Genomic DNA, 16,453 nt, shown 5'->3' with positions numbered 1-16,453 from the left:
AGTACTTTAGCGTTGAGCATAACCAGAATGGCGGTTATACCCCAGATATATTGCAATTAGATGGCTAGATTGCTGATTTTAGCAACAAATTGCAGCGAAATTTTAATCAAACTTAATTAGAGTGCCTGCATATTTCTGGTCTGATATGTTACACTCGTTTGACAACAAGCGCGTTGACCATAAACTAAAAGGTTAGTTCATCTGACCTGAAAAATATTTAAGGTCAATTTCTAATGTAAGAAAAACGTAATGTTACTGCGTTAAGCTTGTCTCCCAAACTTAAAACAAGATTTGGCTTTAATCAGGGTTCGAGAAAACCTACAACTACCGGGTGAAAACAGATATGAAAATGAGACATATTGCTATGGCCGTTGCCGTGGCCTTGAGTTCAAGCTATGCGATGGCTGATACTTCATCAGCAGTTCGCGGTCGGATTTCAAACCCTGAAGGCGCACCTGCCGCAGGCACTAAAGTAATCATTCTGCACGTGCCTTCAGGCACCAGCCGTACTGTGACCACCAATGATTCAGGTAGCTTTGTTGCTGCTGGTTTACGTGTTGGCGGCCCTTATAAAATTATCGTTGACTCAGAAACTTATGCAGATGAAACCGTTGAAGACATCTATCTGCAACTGGGTGACACTTTCCAGTTAAATAAACAATTACAAGCTGAAAACGTCGAGCGTATTGCTGTGACTGGTGCTGTGGTTGCCAGCGGCACCAACGGCAGCAGCAGCTATTTCGGCGCGGATGACATTAAGAATGCTCCAAGTTTTAACAACGATTTAAAAGATATCGTTAAAAACAACCCGATGGCAGTATTGTCGGCAAAAGACGGTGAATTAAGTGTTGCGGGTAGCAACCCACGTTTTAACAGCATCAGCATTGATGGTATTTCCCAGAACGATGATTTTGGTTTGAATGCCAACGGTTACCCAACTACACGTTCACCAATCTCTTTTGATGCGCTGGATCAGGTTACGATTGACGTGGCACCTTTCAGTGCTAAAGCCGGTGGTTTCCAGGGCGGCCAAATCAACGCGGTGACCAAATCTGGTGCCAACGAAATGTTTGGCTCCTTTAAATACGAAATTAAAAACGACAGCCTGGCTGGTACTCCGGAAAACCGTTTTGCGACTACCGCAGCCAACCCTAAGGGTGAACAGCCATTAACGTTTGACAACAAACTGTTTGGTGCCACTTTAGGCGGTGCAGTTGTTCAGGATAAACTGTTCTTCTTTATTTCTGCCGAGCAGTACGATGCGACGCCACCACTGGAATGGGGTCCGTCTGGTCTTTCGAACAGTCTGGCGAATGCCTCGTTAGTAACGCAAGCTCAAATCGATCAAGTGGTGAATATCGCCAAAACAGTCTACGGCGTTGACGCCGGTGACTGGAATGTGATCCCGGAAGAAACTGACGAAAAGCTGTTAATCAAGCTGGACTGGAACATTTCTGACGAACACCGTGCTGCTTATACCTACCAGTACAACAAAGGCAACCAGACGCAAGGTAACCTGTCTTCAACGACTACCATGCGTTTATCGTCTAACTGGTACAACAAAGAAGAAACTTTAAATAACCACGCCTTCCAACTGTATTCAGATTGGACTTCAGACTTTTCTACCCAGTTAAGCGCCACTTATATGGATGTTGCGACTGTACAGAAATCTTTGTCTGATTTTGGTGACGTGTCAGTGTTAGTACCACGTTTTAACGGTACAGGCACCCAGACAGCAACTATCGCTTTGGGTAGCGATATTTCTCGCCATGCTAACGATCTGAAGAAGAAAACCTGGATTTTAGCCGCTGAAGGCGACTATCTGATGGATGAACACCGCATCAACTTCGGTTATCAGTTCAAGCGTCTGGATATTTTCAACCTGTTCCTGCAACGGACCAAAGGTCAGTACAGCTTCAGCAGCATTGCTAACTTCCAGAACCAGATTGCCCAATCTGTTCGTTATCAAAATGCCATCAGCCATGACGCCAATGATGCAGCTGCAGCATTTGTTCGTGACGAGCATGCCTTATTCGTCAATGACGAATGGTCGCTGACCGATGATTTAGCTGTGAATTTCGGTTTACGTTATGAGCGTTTAGGCTCTAGCGACAAACCGGCATTAAACGCCTTCTCGTTAGCACGTACTGGTTTTGACAATACCGAAAACTTAGATGGTATCGACATTTTCCTGCCACGTGCCGGCTTTAAATACACGGCAACTGATGATTTAACGCTGCGTGGTGGTGTGGGTCGTTTCTCTGGTGGTCAACCAACAGTCTGGATTTCAAACAGCTACTCAAACGTTGGTATCGGAACCGGTGATCGTTCACTGAGCAACCTGACTGGCGTGAAAATTACTGAAGTGCCACAAGCTCTGAAAAATGCAGTTGCTGGTGTAACAACAGGTGGTAACACCAACCTGGTGGATCCAAACTTCAATCTGCCGTCTGACTGGCGTGTTCTGTTAGGTGCTGATTACATCTTCAGTCTGCCGTTGATTGGTGATGACATCAACTGGACCACAGAATTACTGTACGTGAAGAAGCAAGACAGTGCACAGTGGCGTGATGTCAGTATTCTGGCCTCTGAGCAAATTGGCACCACACCGGATGGTCAGCGTAAAATTTATCGTGATACCGATGGCGTAGTTGACATTATGTTAACCAATGCCGACGATGACGGTCGTTCGAAGATTTTCAGCACCATGCTGAGCAAAAACTGGGAAACTGGTATTTCGGTAACGACGTCTTACACCAATCAGGATATTACTGAAGGTGCTCCGGCGACCAGTTCAACTGCTGGTAGTAACTACGGTAATAACCCGGTTATCAACCGCAACGAATCTATCGTTGGTCGTTCAACTTTCGAAACTGAACACCGTTTTGTGGTGAACTTTGGTTATGAAACCGAGCTGTTCTCTGGTTATGCTACCAACGTTAACCTGTGGTTTGAACGTCGTTCAGGCAAGCCAATCAACTACTTGTTAGGCATCTCTGACTTCAACGGTACTAACCCGGCGACGAACCCGTCAATTCAGTTAAGCCCAGGTACCACCAACAACTACTTCCTGCCGTTTATTCCGAAGAAAGGCGATCAGACAGTGGTTAAATTTGCCAACCCAGCTGCAGAAGCTTCATTCTGGCAACGTGTTGAGCAGTTAGGTCTGGATAAATATCAGGGTCAATACCTGCCAAAAGGCGTGTCAACGACTCCTTGGATCAACACACTTGATTTATCTGTACGTCAGGAAGTGCCAGGTTTTGCTGAAGGCCATAAAGGGACTATCTACTTCAACGTAGAGAACCTGTTAAACCTGATCGACAGCAGCAAAGGTAAACAATACGGCGATGATTTTGGTGATGTAACTTTGGCTGACTTCACGTTAGACCAAGCTACAAATCAATATATCTACAACAACATCACGTCGAACCAACGCAACTGGGATAAATTCTACCCAGAAAAATCAACGTGGCGGATCAAGTTGGGCGTAAGCTACAACTTCTAATCTAAAGCTGTTTGATGTGTAAAAAACGCCAGTCTTTGTACTGGCGTTTTTTTTGCGTTGGCAGATGGAAGTTCCAGCCACCGGCACAAGCATCAGCGACGACCAGGCAAACTGTATTGCAGCTTTGACTGCTTTTCCGCCAAAACTTTGTGCCAATTGCCGCTGTTACAGCATTTGCGCATATTTGTTATTTCTAATTCCGGATAAATTGGCGATAATTAACCGTCATTACCTCATATAAGAATCGAACCGTGGCTAAACCTACCATCATTGCAATTGCCGGTGCTTCTGCATCAGGTAAAAGTTTATTTGCATCAACCGTTTATCAGGAACTTGTTGCTGAATTTGGTGGAGAGCGGATTTCCGTGCTGGCAGAGGATGCCTATTATCGTAATCAGGATCATTTGTCGATGGAGCAGCGGGTGCTGACCAACTACGACCATCCTGCCGCATTTGAACATGAATTATTGGCCGCGCATCTGCAGCAACTGCGCGAAGGCAAGGCGGTGGAGATGCCGCAATATTGTTATAAAACCCACACCCGCAAAAACGAAACCATCAAAGTCCAACCGGCCAAAGTCATTTTGGTTGAAGGGATTTTATTGTTAACTGATGCGCGGTTACGCGAACAGTTTAATATTACGGTGTTTATGGATACGCCATTGGATGTCTGTTTACTGCGCCGAATCAAGCGTGATTTGGAAGACCGTGGCCGGACTTTAGTTTCTATTACCGAACAATATGAAAACTACGTGCGCCCGGCATTTTTTGAGTTTATTTCGCCATCCAAACAATATGCTGATTTGGTGGTGACACGTGGTGGCAAAAACGAAATTGCCATTGATATTATGAAGGCAAAAATTCGCGCTTTATTGGCTTGAGGATGTTGAGTGGCGATACGCAGCTGATGTGAACATTTTGGTTGACGTGTCGCATAAGCAGCGACTAATTATTCGTTCCAACTCCTTTTTTAGAACCGGCATTTTGCCGGTTTTTTTATCTCAAGCTTATGAAATTAAAAAGTTAATTTTTGTAAATTCGTAGGTTTAGCGACAGTTAATTTAGGCTCTTTTCAAGCTGATCTTTTCTGTTATAATCGAGTCGCAAAACTTCAAGTTTAGACAACCCCAGACAAGCAATCATCAGCCAAAGCACTTCAGCTTTGAGCCTCCCGCTTCGAAACTGTAACTACTTGATCTTTTGGTGCTATCCTAGGAATTCGGCATCACTAGAACAATAATCCTGCAGCCTATGCGGACCAAGATCCAAGGAAAATCAATATGATGAGTTTAGTTGGCATCTTTGCCATCTTATTAGTCGCCTATTTGGCGTCTGCGCACAAAAGTCAGATTAAATGGCGTACCGTTGGTGGCGCTTTTGCCATTCAAATGGCCATTGGTGCTTTTGTGTTGTACATACCCTTTGGCAAAGACGTGCTGATCAGTGTGTCAGCTGCAGTCAGCAATGTGATTGCATACGCCAATGAAGGCATTAAATTTTTGTTCGGTGATATGGGTCGATTTGTTTTTGCGATCAATGTGTTGACCGTCATTATTTTCTTTTCATCTTTGATTGCCGTGCTATATCACATCGGCGTGATGAAATTTGTGATTGGCATCATCGGTGGTGGACTGCAGAAATTACTCGGCATCAGCCGGCCAGAATCGATGAGTGCGGCAGGCAACATTTTTGTTGGTCAAACCGAAGCGCCATTGATTGTAAAACCATTTATTCCAACGATGACCCGCTCTGAGCTGTTTGCAGTGATGGTAGGTGGTCTTGCTTCAGTGGCAGGCTCAGTACTGGCTGGTTATGCTTTATTGGGTATTGAAATGAAATACCTGATTGCCGCCAGTTTTATGGCAGCACCTGGTGGTTTGCTGATGGCGAAAATGTTGATCCCTGAAACTGAACAGCCAAAAAACCACCTGAACGAAATTGAGACCGTCGAAAGAAGTACCAACGTGATTGATGCCGCAGCTTCAGGCGCAGCCAGCGGTTTAATGCTGGCTTTAAACGTTGGTGCGATGTTACTGGCATTTGTTGGTTTGATTGCTTTAATTAATGGCATTGTCGGCTGGGGCGGCGCGCTGGTTGGCATCGAAGGTTTAACCCTGCAGCTGATTTTTGGTTATATATTCCAGCCACTGGCATTTATCCTTGGCGTCAGCTGGGAAGAAGCACGGTTAGCCGGTAGTTTTATCGGTCAAAAACTGGTGATCAATGAATTCGTGGCTTACCTGGACTTCGTCAAGTATGTGCAGGAAGGCAAGCTCTCTGAGCACACGCAAATAATCGTAACCTTTGCGTTATGTGGCTTTGCAAACTTCTCGTCGATTGCCATCCTGTTGGGTGGTCTTGGCAGCATGGCGCCAAGTCGTCGGCCGGATATTGCACAGCTGGGTTTAAAAGCACTGTTTGCAGCGACATTAGCGAATTTAATGTCCGCGGCAATTGCAGGCTTTTTCTTCTCTCTAAGCTAAGAAACAGGTCTATTTTATGACTCAACAACAAGTCCCAACTTTAGATATCAGACGGTTTGCCACCGACAAAGACAACTTTGTTGCCGAAATTGGCAAGGCCTACACTGAGTTTGGATTCTGTGGCATCAGTGGCCACGGCATTCCGGATGAGGTGGTCGCCAAAACCTACCAAGCGATTAAGCAATTTTTCGCGTTGCCGACTGAAGTCAAAGCGCACTACCATCAGCCTGGTCAGGGCGGGGCGCGTGGTTATACCGCCATTGGTGTTGAGAAAGCCAAAGACAGCAAGCACCCGGATTTAAAAGAGTTCTGGCATGTTGGTCGTGAACTCGATGGTCCGGCGCCGCATCCAAGCCTGTACCCGAATGTGTGGCCAGTAGAAGTGCCTGAATTTAAACAGGCCACTTCGGCGCTGTACGAGTCGCTGCAAAACCTCGGCTGTCAGGTGTTAGAAGCTTTGGCGCTGTTTTTACAGCAGGACCAAAGTTACTTCGCCGATAAAGTGAATTACGGCAATTCAATTTTGCGGCCGATTCATTATCCGCCAATTGCGGATACGTCTACGCAGTCTATTCGCGCTGGTCAGCATGAAGATATTAACCTGATCACGTTATTAGTGGGCTCGCACGAGTCAGGGCTGGAAATTTTGCGCCGTGACGGCAGCTGGTTACCGGTGACCACCATCGAAGGTACGATAGTGGTAAATATCGGCGATATGCTGCAACGTCTGACTAACCACCTGCTGCCATCAACGACCCACCGGGTGGTGAATCCGGCGGGCGCAGCAGCGGGTCAGCCGCGGTATTCGATCCCGTTTTTTATGCATCCAAACCCGGATTATGTGATTGAAACGCTGCCAAGCTGTATCAGTGCGCAAAATCCAAATCGTTACCCGGAACCAATAAATTCCAACGATTATCTGATGCAACGCTTAGAAGAAATTGGTTTGTTGAAAAAGCCAAAATATTGATCCTGAAGCAGCCATAACCCGGTCAATCAGGCGCAATCTATATCTAAAATCAGCTTCAAAATTTCAGGCCAGCCACTAATCCGGCTGGCCTGTTTTGTTTTGATGGGATCAAGGCGCTAAATTGCTGATCATTTAAACAATCAACTGGAAAATAGCGGAAATTTTGCATTCACTGGTTGACGGCATCGCAGTCGCCGCATAATATGCACGGCGTCGGCGGCATATGCCTCGGTGGTGGAATTGGTAGACACACTAGCTTCAGGTGTTAGCGCTTCGCGGCGTGGGGGTTCGAGTCCCCCCCTAGGCACCAAGTCGCAGACGAAAAAACAGAACACATGCCTCGGTGGTGGAATTGGTAGACACACTAGCTTCAGGTGTTAGCGCTTCGCGGCGTGGGGGTTCGAGTCCCCCCCTAGGCACCAAATTAACCAGCTTTTTAGCTGGTTTTTTTGTATCTGAAATTCACTGAATCACCACACTCCCAGCAGTCGCCGGCCTTTGCGCACATGTCCTGAATTCAGTCCAGCCGGTAAAATTTTGTGACAAAACAGTGGCTGTAACACAGCAGCTGGAACTGCGAACAGGGTATACACTTCATTTGAATCGTTTTCAGATTGAGGTGATGTATGAACCACAATTTTTCTTTGCACTCATGCGGACTTTGGTTGCCAGTTGTATTGGCGCTGTTGTTGCTGACTGGTTGCCAGAATTCCCCCCGTCAAACTACTCCTAATGCCCTTAACTCCGGGCTGTTTGTCGATGATCAATTTGGCACGCCTACAGCAGCGATTGAAACTCCGGAGCAAATTTTCGCGGTACCCGAAAAGGTGGTGTCTGAACTACGCCAACAAGTGTTGCTGTATGGTGATCCATTCGACCGCAGCAGAGCCTTGTTACGCTTCATCTTCAATGATGGCTCTGATATGTTGGAGTATGTTAATTCTGCCACCTTAATCGCCAGTGACACCCTCGAGAAACGTCAGGCTAATTGTCTGTCGTTAACCATCTTGGCGTATAGTCTGGCGCATGCTTTGGGTTTTGACTCCAGATTTCAGGATGTTGATGTACCCGAGTATTGGATTACCCGCTCTGGTAGCAGCCTGCTGAATGGTCATGTCAATCTGGTGGTCAATCCGGATTCAAAATTCGCCGGGGTCGGGCATATTGTCTATCGTCGCCACAGTTACCTGATTGATTTCGACCGGGTGCCTTCCAGAACGAAACTCCGCACTACCGAAGTCGGCCGCAATGCAGTTATCTCAATGTTTTATAACAATAAAGCGGCTGATGCCATCGTAAGTAAAAATTACGATCTGGCCTATCAGTACCTTAAAGCGGCAATCCGCACGGCTCCGGAATTGTCAGGCAATTGGAACAATCTGGCCGTGCTTTACCGGCATAAGCAACTGCTGGCAGAAGCGGAGCTGGTGTATTTGCACAGTCTGGCGCTGGAACCGAATCATTCTAATACCATGGCGAATCTGGCGATGTTGTACCAGTTAACCGGACGCGATAGACAAGCAGCTGATTTAGAAGATAAAGTTTCTAAAAAGCGTTTGGCAAACCCATTTTATTTTGTGATGCTTGGTAACGAAGCTTATGAGCGTCGGGAAGCAGATGTGGCGTTGCGCCATTTTCGGCAAAGTTTAAAATTACAACCGAACACGCCAGAAGCCCTGTTTGGGATGGCGCGGGTTTATTTGCTGAAAGGTGATCTGACCTCAGCTTCGCGTTATCTGCAGTCGGCGAAGAAATACGTTGAGCCGGGGCCAGAGCGGCGTCGTTATCAATCAAAACTGGATTTGTTAAATGCGATTGCCAAGCAAGTATAGTGATCAGCGCGTCGGGTTGGTATGGCAATTACGGCATAACATGCCCGGTCTGATCCAGAGGCTGCGGTTATGGTGTGTCGTGGTGATGTCGGTATTGCCTGTCATTGCCGCGCCGTCAATAAATGCCGACGAGCAGTTATTGAATCAGGCCTGGCAAGATTTACAGCGGTTATCGTCTGATGACATGGCCGGCCGTTTTCCGGGCAGCGACGGCCATCAGCTGGCGCAGCAGTATATTTCCAGACGGTTAGGTGAATTAAAACTGCAGCCGTTACTGGCAGATTACCGACAGCCATTTCAGTATAAAAGTGGCTTTTTCAGCCAGTCAGCGGGGGTGAATCTGGTGGCGCAGCTCAGGGGCTGTACTTTTCCAGATTCTTATGTGGTGGTTACCGCACATTATGATCACCTGAAGATGGTCGGTTCCAAAATATTTAACGGTGCTGATGATAACGCTTCCGGTGTGGCTGGCATGCTCTATCTTGCAGGTAAACTCAGTCAAAGTTGCCCGGCATATTCTTACATTTTTGTGGCTACTGATGCTGAAGAACAAGGATTAGATGGCGCCAAAGCCTGGCTGGATCAATCACTGGTACCCAGCACGCAGCAGCTCTTAAACATTAACCTCGACATGATTAGTCGCGGTGAACAACGTCAGCGCCTGTATTTGGCGGGAAAACGTAGTTTGCCAGCGCTGAGTAATATTCCGACACGACAACATGCCAAAGTCAAACTGGTGCTGGGTCATGATGGCAGCAGTCGTGTAGGAGCTGCGAGAAGTTCCGGTGACCGCTCAGAGCAGGTTGACTGGTCCAATGCCAGTGACCATGCCGTGTTCCGTCGCGCCGGTATTCCATATCTGTATTTTGGCGTTGATGTGCATCGGCATTACCATACTCCGGACGATGACTGGCAACGGGTAAACAAGGAGTTTTTCCAAAGTGCGTTGCAGTTAATCCACAGCAGTGTGCACTGGGTTGAGCAGCAGCCGCCGGCTGTGTTTATCGAAGCGCGGCGTTCACACTGACAGACAGCAAGGTGCAGCGGCCTGAAGACCCTGTGCTAAAAAGCCCAAAGCCATTACGCAAAGTACAAAACACCCAGCTTGTGCCTCAAACCGCAGTCAAAGTTGTTCCAGGTGGATCAATAGTTCCGCTGCTTTTTTCTGAATGGCCGCCTGCTGCGTTTCGTCTTTTCGATGCCATTGCTGGTAAGCCAGTTGCAATCGGGCATTGCTGGTGAGTTTTGTCGCATTACGCGCCAGAAAATCCCAGTACAAGGCGTTAAAAGGGCAAGCCAGTTCACTGGTGGTTTCTTTCACCTTGTAATGACAACTACTGCAGTAGTTGCTCATCCGCTGAATATAGTTACCACTGGCAGCATAAGGTTTTGAAGCGAGCACACCGCCGTCGGCAAACAATGCCATGCCAAGGGTATTCGGCAATTCGACCCATTCAAAGGCATCGGCATACACCGCCAGGTACCAATCCGTTACATCATCCACCGAAAGCCCGGCCAGTAGCGCAAAATTGCCGGTAATCATCAAACGGTGTATATGATGCGAGTATGCGTATTTGATGGTATGCCCGATGGCTTGTTGCATGCAGCGCATCTTGGTCTTGCCGTGCCAGTAATAACCAGGTAACGGCGTTTGCGCGTTAAAAAAGTTACGGGTTTTGTACTCTGGCATCAGCAACCAATACAAACCCCGGACATATTCACGCCAGCCAATCAATTGGCGGATATAACCTTCAGCAGCGTTCAGCGGGACCTGGCCGGCCTGATAAGCTTGCTCGACTTTTTGGCACATCCAGCGCACATCTAACAAACCAATGTTGAGATACATGGAGCAGATGCTGTGAAACAAAAACGGTTGGTCCAGCACCATCGCATCCTGGTACTGGCCAAACAGTGGTAATTGATGTACGACAAAGTCAGAAAATGCCGCCCTGGCGTCCTTGCCAGTAACGGCTAAAGCAAAATTACCGGCATCGCCGATATTTTTTGGAAATTCACTGCGGACTAAATTGATCACCGCCTGGGTAATGTCATCGGGATCAATGGCGACCGGCGCAGGCACCGCCAATTCGGCCGGGCAGGGTTTGCGATTCTCTATATCATAATTCCATTTGCCGCCAGCAGGCTCGGTGCCATTCATTAATAGCCCGGTGTAACGCCGCATCTCGCGGTAGAAATATTCCATCCGGTATTGGCTGCGGCCCTGTGCCCACCGGTTAAATAGCGCCAAACTGGCAATAAACCGATCGTCATCAAGCACCACCACCGGCTTTTCCAAACGGGCCTGCCAGCTTTGGATCTCCTGCGCCAGCCGGAATTCGCCAGCAGCAGTTACAATCACCGACTGCAACTGTGGCTGGCGTTGCAGTGTTATCGCCACCGCTTCATACAGCGAGGCAATACGCTGGTTGTAATCAATGTACTCAACCTGCATACCCTGTTGTAGCAGCACTGCGGCAAAGTGGCGCATCGCGCTGAAAATAAGCACAATTTTATGCTGATGATGACCAACATAACTGGCTTCAGCCTGCACTTCGGCCAACAACACCACATCCCCCGGTTGCCATTGCCGCAAACTGGCAATGACCGGACTTAATTGATCACCTAAAATCAGAATCAGTTTTGACATCAAGCTGCTGCACATTGTTCACATTCGTCAGATAACATGGTTACGCCCAAGCCAAGCCACAGGATCAATGGCTGGCTGTAAATCTGCTGCAGGCGTGGTGAGCTGCTGTATGGCATTGCTGCGGTATGATCAATAAATTTACAAAAGACGGCAATTGCGATAACTTGAGACCATTGCGCAAAAATGCAGCAAAAAGTGGCAAGAAAAGGAATACAGTGGTGGACCCGTTAGAAACAATTTTGCTGGAAGTATCGCGTTCACACGCCATCGACAGCGGAGCCTTTGACGACGCTGTGTACCTGATCCTGCAATCGTTGCAGCGCGGGCTGGCAGTCCGGCGCGTTAGTTTGTGGTTTTATGGCGCTGATAGTCAAAGCATGGCGTGTCACACGTTGTTTGACGCAGGTACAGTACATCAGGAACCCTTACAGCTTTTATCCCTAGAATATCCGCGGTATTTTGCCGGCCTGCGCAGTGAGCGGGCAATTGTGGCTGATGATGCGCACACCCATCCTTACACTCAGGAATTCAGCGCCGGTTATTTGCCACTGTATCAAATCAGTTCCATGCTGGATTTACCCATTCGTCACCTTGGCAGAATGATTGGCATCATTTGTTGTGAGCATGTTGGTACCGCCCGTCAATGGCAGGCAACGGAAGTGCGATTTGCCAGCAGCCTGGCAGACCAGATAGGCCGAGCGCTCAACGCGCAGCAGTTTTTAAAACTACAACAACAGCTGGAACAGCTCAATTGCGAGCTGGAACAGCGGGTTGAACAACGCAGTGAACAACTGCGGCTCAGTGATCAGGATCTGGAAAAAGCCCATCAACAAATTTTGGATCAAGCCCGGTTAGCGACGCTTGGTGGCATTGTTGCCGGTGTGGCGCACGAAGTCAGTTCGCCGCTGGGCGTCGCTTTGCTGGCGGGAACCAATGTGCAGGATTTGTTTGCCGATTTGCAGCAAAAGACCGCTGATCGTAGTCTGACATCCAAAATGTGGGACGACTATGTACAGCGGATCAGCGAAGGTCAGCAAATCTTACTTAGCAATTTGCAGCGGGCGCAGCGCTTAATGGATCAGTTTAAAGCCACCGCCGCCTGCCAAACCAAGGCACAGTCCAGTTCAGTACTGTTCCGGGAGTTGGTGCAAAACTTACTGGCGAGTCTGACGCCGGTGACCAAGCAACAAAAAGTTCAGCTTGAACTGAACATCGACGATAAGTTACAGCTGGTCACTGCGGCCGATGTCTGGTTGCAGATCCTGACCAATCTGGTGCTGAACAGTTGTCATCATGCCTTTGTTGGCATCATGCAGCCGAAAATTCACATCAGTGCCGCGTTTAATGCGGATCAGGAATTTGAATTCAGCTATAGCGACAATGGCATCGGCATGGACGACAGCACCAAAGCCAGGGTGTTTGAACCCTTTTTTACCACTCGTGCACGCGAAGGCGGCACCGGGCTTGGCATGTCGATCATCCGGCAATTGGTGAGCGATAAACTACAGGGGCAGCTGGAATTACACAGCGCTTCCAACGACGGTTTCAGATTGGTGATCCGCTGTTTGGCGTGATTTACGAATTACCTAAAGTGAATCCAAACCTACCATTGCACCTGACAGAAACTTGGGTATGATGATATCTAACCAAAAAGATCCGGAGCCTTTATGACTGCCTCAACCCTACGTCTGAACCGCTTGCCGGTTGTTTTCTGCCTGAAACTGCTGACATTGTTTGTCGCTGGTGTCGGATGCCAGGCTGTAGCCGAAGAAATGACCGCCCATGGCAGCCATGTGCATGGTGAAGCAGAGCTGACCTTTGTATTGGATGGCAATGAAGCCGAACTGGCACTGGTGACGGCGGCAGGCAATATTCTGGGTTTTGAACATAGTGCGACCACACCGGAAGAACAGCAACTGCAAAAAACACAGCTGGAAATGCTGCAAAGTGGCCGTTGGTTTACTGCAGAAGCTGCAGCGAATTGTACTATCGCCGGACAGGATGTGCGGATTGAACAGGACGATCACGGCCACGCCGACTTATACGCCAATATTCAGCTGTTATGTCAGGCGCCGCTAAAGTTACAAAATTTGCAGTTTGGGCTCTTTGAGTTGGCACCAGGTTTAACCACCATCAAAGCACAATATCTGGTTGATGGTGTGGCAGGGGCACAGGCATTGTCGGCAACCACTTCGGCACTAAAACTACGCAACTAATACAAATGTTAACTGTGGGGTCAGAGTCAATTGTTAATTAATTTTGTTAACAATTGACTCTGACCCCGCAGTTAACAATTACTCGTAAACGTATTCGCTGATGCTGTCTGCTTTCAGGCTGTAGGCTGAATTAGCCAAATCGTGGCTCATGGTATCGGTGGTCAAAGTGCCTTCAATCCAGAATGGGTTGTAAATCATGTCGGCTTTTAAACCTTTGGCATTGGTGACAAAAATAATCTGGTTTGGCGGTGGTGGTGGTACGTGAATACAAGCGCCGAAGTAAGGGACTAAGAAAAACGCGCTGATATTCTGCGCTTCGTCATATTCAATTGGTACGATAAAACCTGGGATCTTTACTTTTTTACCGTTTAATTCGCCGCGCACATTGGCCGATTGCAGTACTTCACTCCAGGCCTGACTGGACGGATCCTGATTTGATGGATCGTTCGTCATTTGCTGTTTCAGGCCATTAGAAGGGCCTTCGCCGCCTTCGTGATTGACTTCAGGTAATGCTTCCATTTTTGCCAAATCTTCCGGCGGTAATAAATCAGTCCATTCTAATGTTTGTACAGCGCTTGCTTTTGCGGCATCTTTTGCGGCGGGGGTTGCAGCGGCAGTGGCAGCAGTGGCGGCGAAACTTTCGAATGCGACCAGACTCAGGAATAACCCTATCAACAACGGTTTCAACATTAGAGCTTACTCTCAGGCATATGTTATAAAGTACGGATTGGGCTTTATCATATCATTTCGACGAGATTGCTTGTGTTATCAAAACCGAATTTTCCGGCGCTTGAACTCAAAAACTTCCACTTTCAATGGCCAGGGCAACAGGCGTTTACCCTGGATATCCCGACCGTTTCGCTGGCGGTAGGGCAGCATTTATTTATCCGCGGTGCTTCTGGTTCAGGTAAAACCACCTTATTGAATCTGCTTTGTGGCATACATCGCTTAACCAGCGGCGAAATTCACATTGGCGGACAGTTGTTTCAGCCATTATCTGGTGCCAAAAGGGATGCTATCCGCGCCAGCAACATTGGTGTGGTGTTTCAGCAGCTGAATTTAATTTCTTATTTATCGGTGCTGGATAACGTGTTGCTGGCTGGCGAATTTGCCGGAAACAAGCTGCCTGATGCCAAAGCACGGGCACAGTCGCTGTTAACGGCTTTAGGGATGAGCGAAGCTTTGTGGCAAAAACCAGCGCAGCAACTCAGTGTCGGCCAGCAACAACGGGTGGCTATAGCCCGGGCTTTACTGAATGAACCGGCGTTGTTGATTGCCGATGAACCGACGTCGGCACTGGATGCTGATAATCGTGATGCCTTTATCCGGTTGTTGCTCTCAGAAGCCAACCGCTGCGGTACTACAGTCATTTTTGTCAGCCATGACGCACAGTTAGCGCATTATTTTGGGTCAGTGCTACAGATGGACAATCTGGCGGCCGGGGTCGTGCCAATCAACACAGTACAGCCACTACAACCAACCAGCGCTGCAACGCAAACAGTCGCGGTGACCCAGACAACTTCCGGGGAGCAAACGCCATGTTAATTCGTTTAGCCCGGCAAAGTTTGTGGAACCGGCGTGGTACTGCGCTGATGACATTATTATCTTTGGTGATCAGCATTGCATTGTTATTGGGAATTGATCATTTACGACTGGAAGCCAAACGTAGTTTTACCAGTACCGTATCCGGTACCGATTTAATTGTCGGAGCACGTTCAGGACAGCTGAATTTATTGCTCTATAGTGTGTTTCGGCTGGGGAACGCCACTAACAATATCAGCTGGCAACATTACCAGCAGATCAACAAACATCCGCAGGTGAAATGGTCAATCCCGCTGGCACTCGGCGATTCACACCGTGGTTTTCGGGTGATTGGCACTAATGACGATTATTTCCGTTTTTTCCGCTACGGTCAGCAACAACAGTTGGAGTTTGCCGAGGGCCAGGCTTTTGCTGATGTTTATCAGACGGTACTTGGGGCGGCGGTTGCCGACAAACTTGGATATCAGTTGGGTGAGCAAATTATCTTATCGCACGGCGTTGGTGCCGTGAGCTTTAGTCAGCATAAAGATCAGCCATTTACCGTTGTTGGTATTCTGGCACCGACGGGTACGCCGGTTGATCAAAGTGTGCATGTCAGTCTGGCCGGAATTGAAGCCATTCACCGTGGCTGGCAAGGCGGTGCGCCCGCGCTTGGCCGGCAACCCAAACTCAGTGATGCTCAATTAGCAGAACTGCAGCCCAAAGTTATTACCGGCTTTATGCTGGGCTTAAAATCAAAAGTGGCGACCTTTGCGTTGCAGCGGCAAATTAATGAATTTAAAGCCGAACCTTTAACCGCCATTTTACCTGGTGCCGCTTTGGCGGAACTGTGGCAGATGCTGAGTATGGTGGAGAATTTGTTGCTGCTGGTGACCTTGCTGGTGTTGATTGCCGCGCTGATAGGCATGATGACGACTTTGCTCGCGGCAATGAAAGAACGGCAACGTGAAATGGCCATTCTGCGGGCTGTTGGCGCCAGACCCTGGCAGTTATTCTGGCTCATTGAGCTCGAAGTGTTAAGCCTGACTTTGTTGAGTATTGGCGGTGCGCTGATGACGTTAACTGCCGCTTTATGGCTGGCGCAGCCGCTGCTGAGCAGTCAGTATGGTCTGGTGATTAGCATCTGGCCTTGGCATGGTCATACTGGCATCGTTTTGTCAGTATTAACCGGTGTGTCATTGGTCATGGGCGCTATTCCGTCCTATCTGACGTACCGGCAAAGTGTGGCACAAGGCTTGGTCATAAAATTGTAACA

12 protein-coding genes and 2 tRNA genes are annotated in these 16,453 nt (G+C 48.2%); 12 read left to right on the top strand and 2 right to left on the bottom strand.

The window, feature by feature from the left end:
• Positions 1-343 precede the first annotated feature (343 nt).
• The 8 genes from A5320_RS02475 (at position 344) to A5320_RS02435 (ending at position 9,820) form a co-directional block, all read left to right on the top strand.
• Positions 344-3,508, top strand: a complete 3,165-nt coding sequence (locus A5320_RS02475; RefSeq protein WP_068060474.1) for a TonB-dependent receptor — start codon at positions 344-346, stop codon at positions 3,506-3,508.
• A gap of 251 nt (positions 3,509-3,759) precedes the next feature.
• A complete protein-coding gene (gene udk / locus A5320_RS02465) occupies positions 3,760-4,389 on the top strand; it encodes a uridine kinase (RefSeq protein ID WP_068060468.1) in 630 nt (209 codons plus the stop codon).
• Positions 4,390-4,788: 399 nt separating this feature from the next.
• On the top strand, positions 4,789-5,991 hold the full coding sequence (locus tag A5320_RS02460; protein ID WP_068060465.1) for a NupC/NupG family nucleoside CNT transporter: 1,203 nt from the start codon (positions 4,789-4,791) through the stop codon (positions 5,989-5,991).
• Positions 5,992-6,007: 16 nt separating this feature from the next.
• Complete coding sequence (locus A5320_RS02455) at positions 6,008-6,961, top strand: isopenicillin N synthase family dioxygenase (protein WP_068060461.1); 954 nt, start codon at positions 6,008-6,010, stop codon at positions 6,959-6,961.
• A gap of 225 nt (positions 6,962-7,186) precedes the next feature.
• Positions 7,187-7,271, top strand: a tRNA-Leu gene (locus tag A5320_RS02450).
• A 27-nt stretch (positions 7,272-7,298) separates the two neighbouring features.
• Positions 7,299-7,383, top strand: a tRNA-Leu gene (locus A5320_RS02445).
• Between the two features lie 204 nt (positions 7,384-7,587).
• Positions 7,588-8,793 carry a tetratricopeptide repeat protein gene (locus A5320_RS02440; protein WP_082971490.1) on the top strand — a complete coding sequence of 402 codons (1,206 nt, stop codon included), beginning with the start codon at positions 7,588-7,590 and terminating at the stop codon, positions 8,791-8,793.
• Positions 8,771-9,820 carry a M28 family peptidase gene (locus A5320_RS02435; RefSeq protein WP_082971489.1) on the top strand — a complete coding sequence of 350 codons (1,050 nt, stop codon included), beginning with the start codon at positions 8,771-8,773 and terminating at the stop codon, positions 9,818-9,820. Before A5320_RS02440 ends, A5320_RS02435 begins: the two co-directional genes overlap by 23 nt.
• A 96-nt stretch (positions 9,821-9,916) precedes the next feature.
• Here the strand turns inward: A5320_RS02435 and A5320_RS02430 are convergent, their stop codons facing one another.
• Complete coding sequence (locus A5320_RS02430) at positions 9,917-11,440, bottom strand: cryptochrome/photolyase family protein (protein ID WP_068060455.1); 1,524 nt, start codon at positions 11,438-11,440, stop codon at positions 9,917-9,919.
• 218 nt (positions 11,441-11,658) lie between these two features.
• Between A5320_RS02430 and A5320_RS02425 the strand changes: the two genes are divergently transcribed.
• Together A5320_RS02425 and A5320_RS02420 are read left to right on the top strand one after the other, a co-directional pair.
• The gene (locus tag A5320_RS02425) at positions 11,659-13,014 is read left to right on the top strand and encodes a sensor histidine kinase (RefSeq protein ID WP_197489955.1); all 1,356 of its coding nucleotides are present in this window, start codon (positions 11,659-11,661) and stop codon (positions 13,012-13,014) included.
• 93 nt (positions 13,015-13,107) lie between these two features.
• Entirely contained in the window at positions 13,108-13,656 is a 549-nt protein-coding gene (locus A5320_RS02420) for a ZrgA family zinc uptake protein (protein WP_068060452.1), read from the top strand.
• 78 nt (positions 13,657-13,734) lie between these two features.
• Here A5320_RS02420 and A5320_RS02415 read toward each other — a convergent pair whose 3' ends face one another.
• Entirely contained in the window at positions 13,735-14,346 is a 612-nt protein-coding gene (locus A5320_RS02415) for a DUF3299 domain-containing protein (RefSeq protein ID WP_068060449.1), read from the bottom strand.
• Positions 14,347-14,418: 72 nt separating this feature from the next.
• Between A5320_RS02415 and A5320_RS02410 the strand changes: the two genes are divergently transcribed.
• Positions 14,419-15,201 carry an ABC transporter ATP-binding protein gene (locus A5320_RS02410; protein ID WP_068060446.1) on the top strand — a complete coding sequence of 261 codons (783 nt, stop codon included), beginning with the start codon at positions 14,419-14,421 and terminating at the stop codon, positions 15,199-15,201.
• Positions 15,195-16,451, top strand: coding sequence for an ABC transporter permease (locus tag A5320_RS02405; RefSeq protein WP_068060443.1), 1,257 nt, complete (start codon positions 15,195-15,197; stop codon positions 16,449-16,451). The genes A5320_RS02410 and A5320_RS02405 overlap by 7 nt, the downstream gene beginning before the upstream one ends.
• Positions 16,452-16,453 lie beyond the last annotated feature (2 nt).

This window comes from Rheinheimera sp. SA_1 (assembly GCF_001669775.1).
Classification (GTDB): Bacteria; Pseudomonadota; Gammaproteobacteria; order Enterobacterales; family Alteromonadaceae; genus Pararheinheimera.
Note: the sequence above shows the minus strand (reverse complement) of the source record. Positions and strands in the feature narration are given on the sequence as shown.

Bases quoted from the DNA above. Each gene is read 5' to 3' on its own strand.
- A5320_RS02475 (WP_068060474.1), top strand. From the start codon at position 344: ATGAAAATGAGACATATTGCTATGGCCGTTGCCGTGGCCTTGAGTTCA.
- A5320_RS02460 (WP_068060465.1), top strand. From the start codon at position 4,789: ATGATGAGTTTAGTTGGCATCTTTGCCATCTTATTAGTCGCCTATTTG.
- A5320_RS02455 (WP_068060461.1), top strand. From the start codon at position 6,008: ATGACTCAACAACAAGTCCCAACTTTAGATATCAGACGGTTTGCCACC.
- A5320_RS02440 (WP_082971490.1), top strand. From the start codon at position 7,588: ATGAACCACAATTTTTCTTTGCACTCATGCGGACTTTGGTTGCCAGTT.
- A5320_RS02435 (WP_082971489.1), top strand. From the start codon at position 8,771: ATGCGATTGCCAAGCAAGTATAGTGATCAGCGCGTCGGGTTGGTATGG.
- A5320_RS02430 (WP_068060455.1), bottom strand. From the start codon at position 11,440: ATGTCAAAACTGATTCTGATTTTAGGTGATCAATTAAGTCCGGTCATT.
- A5320_RS02420 (WP_068060452.1), top strand. From the start codon at position 13,108: ATGACTGCCTCAACCCTACGTCTGAACCGCTTGCCGGTTGTTTTCTGC.
- A5320_RS02415 (WP_068060449.1), bottom strand. From the start codon at position 14,346: ATGTTGAAACCGTTGTTGATAGGGTTATTCCTGAGTCTGGTCGCATTC.
- A5320_RS02405 (WP_068060443.1), top strand. From the start codon at position 15,195: ATGTTAATTCGTTTAGCCCGGCAAAGTTTGTGGAACCGGCGTGGTACT.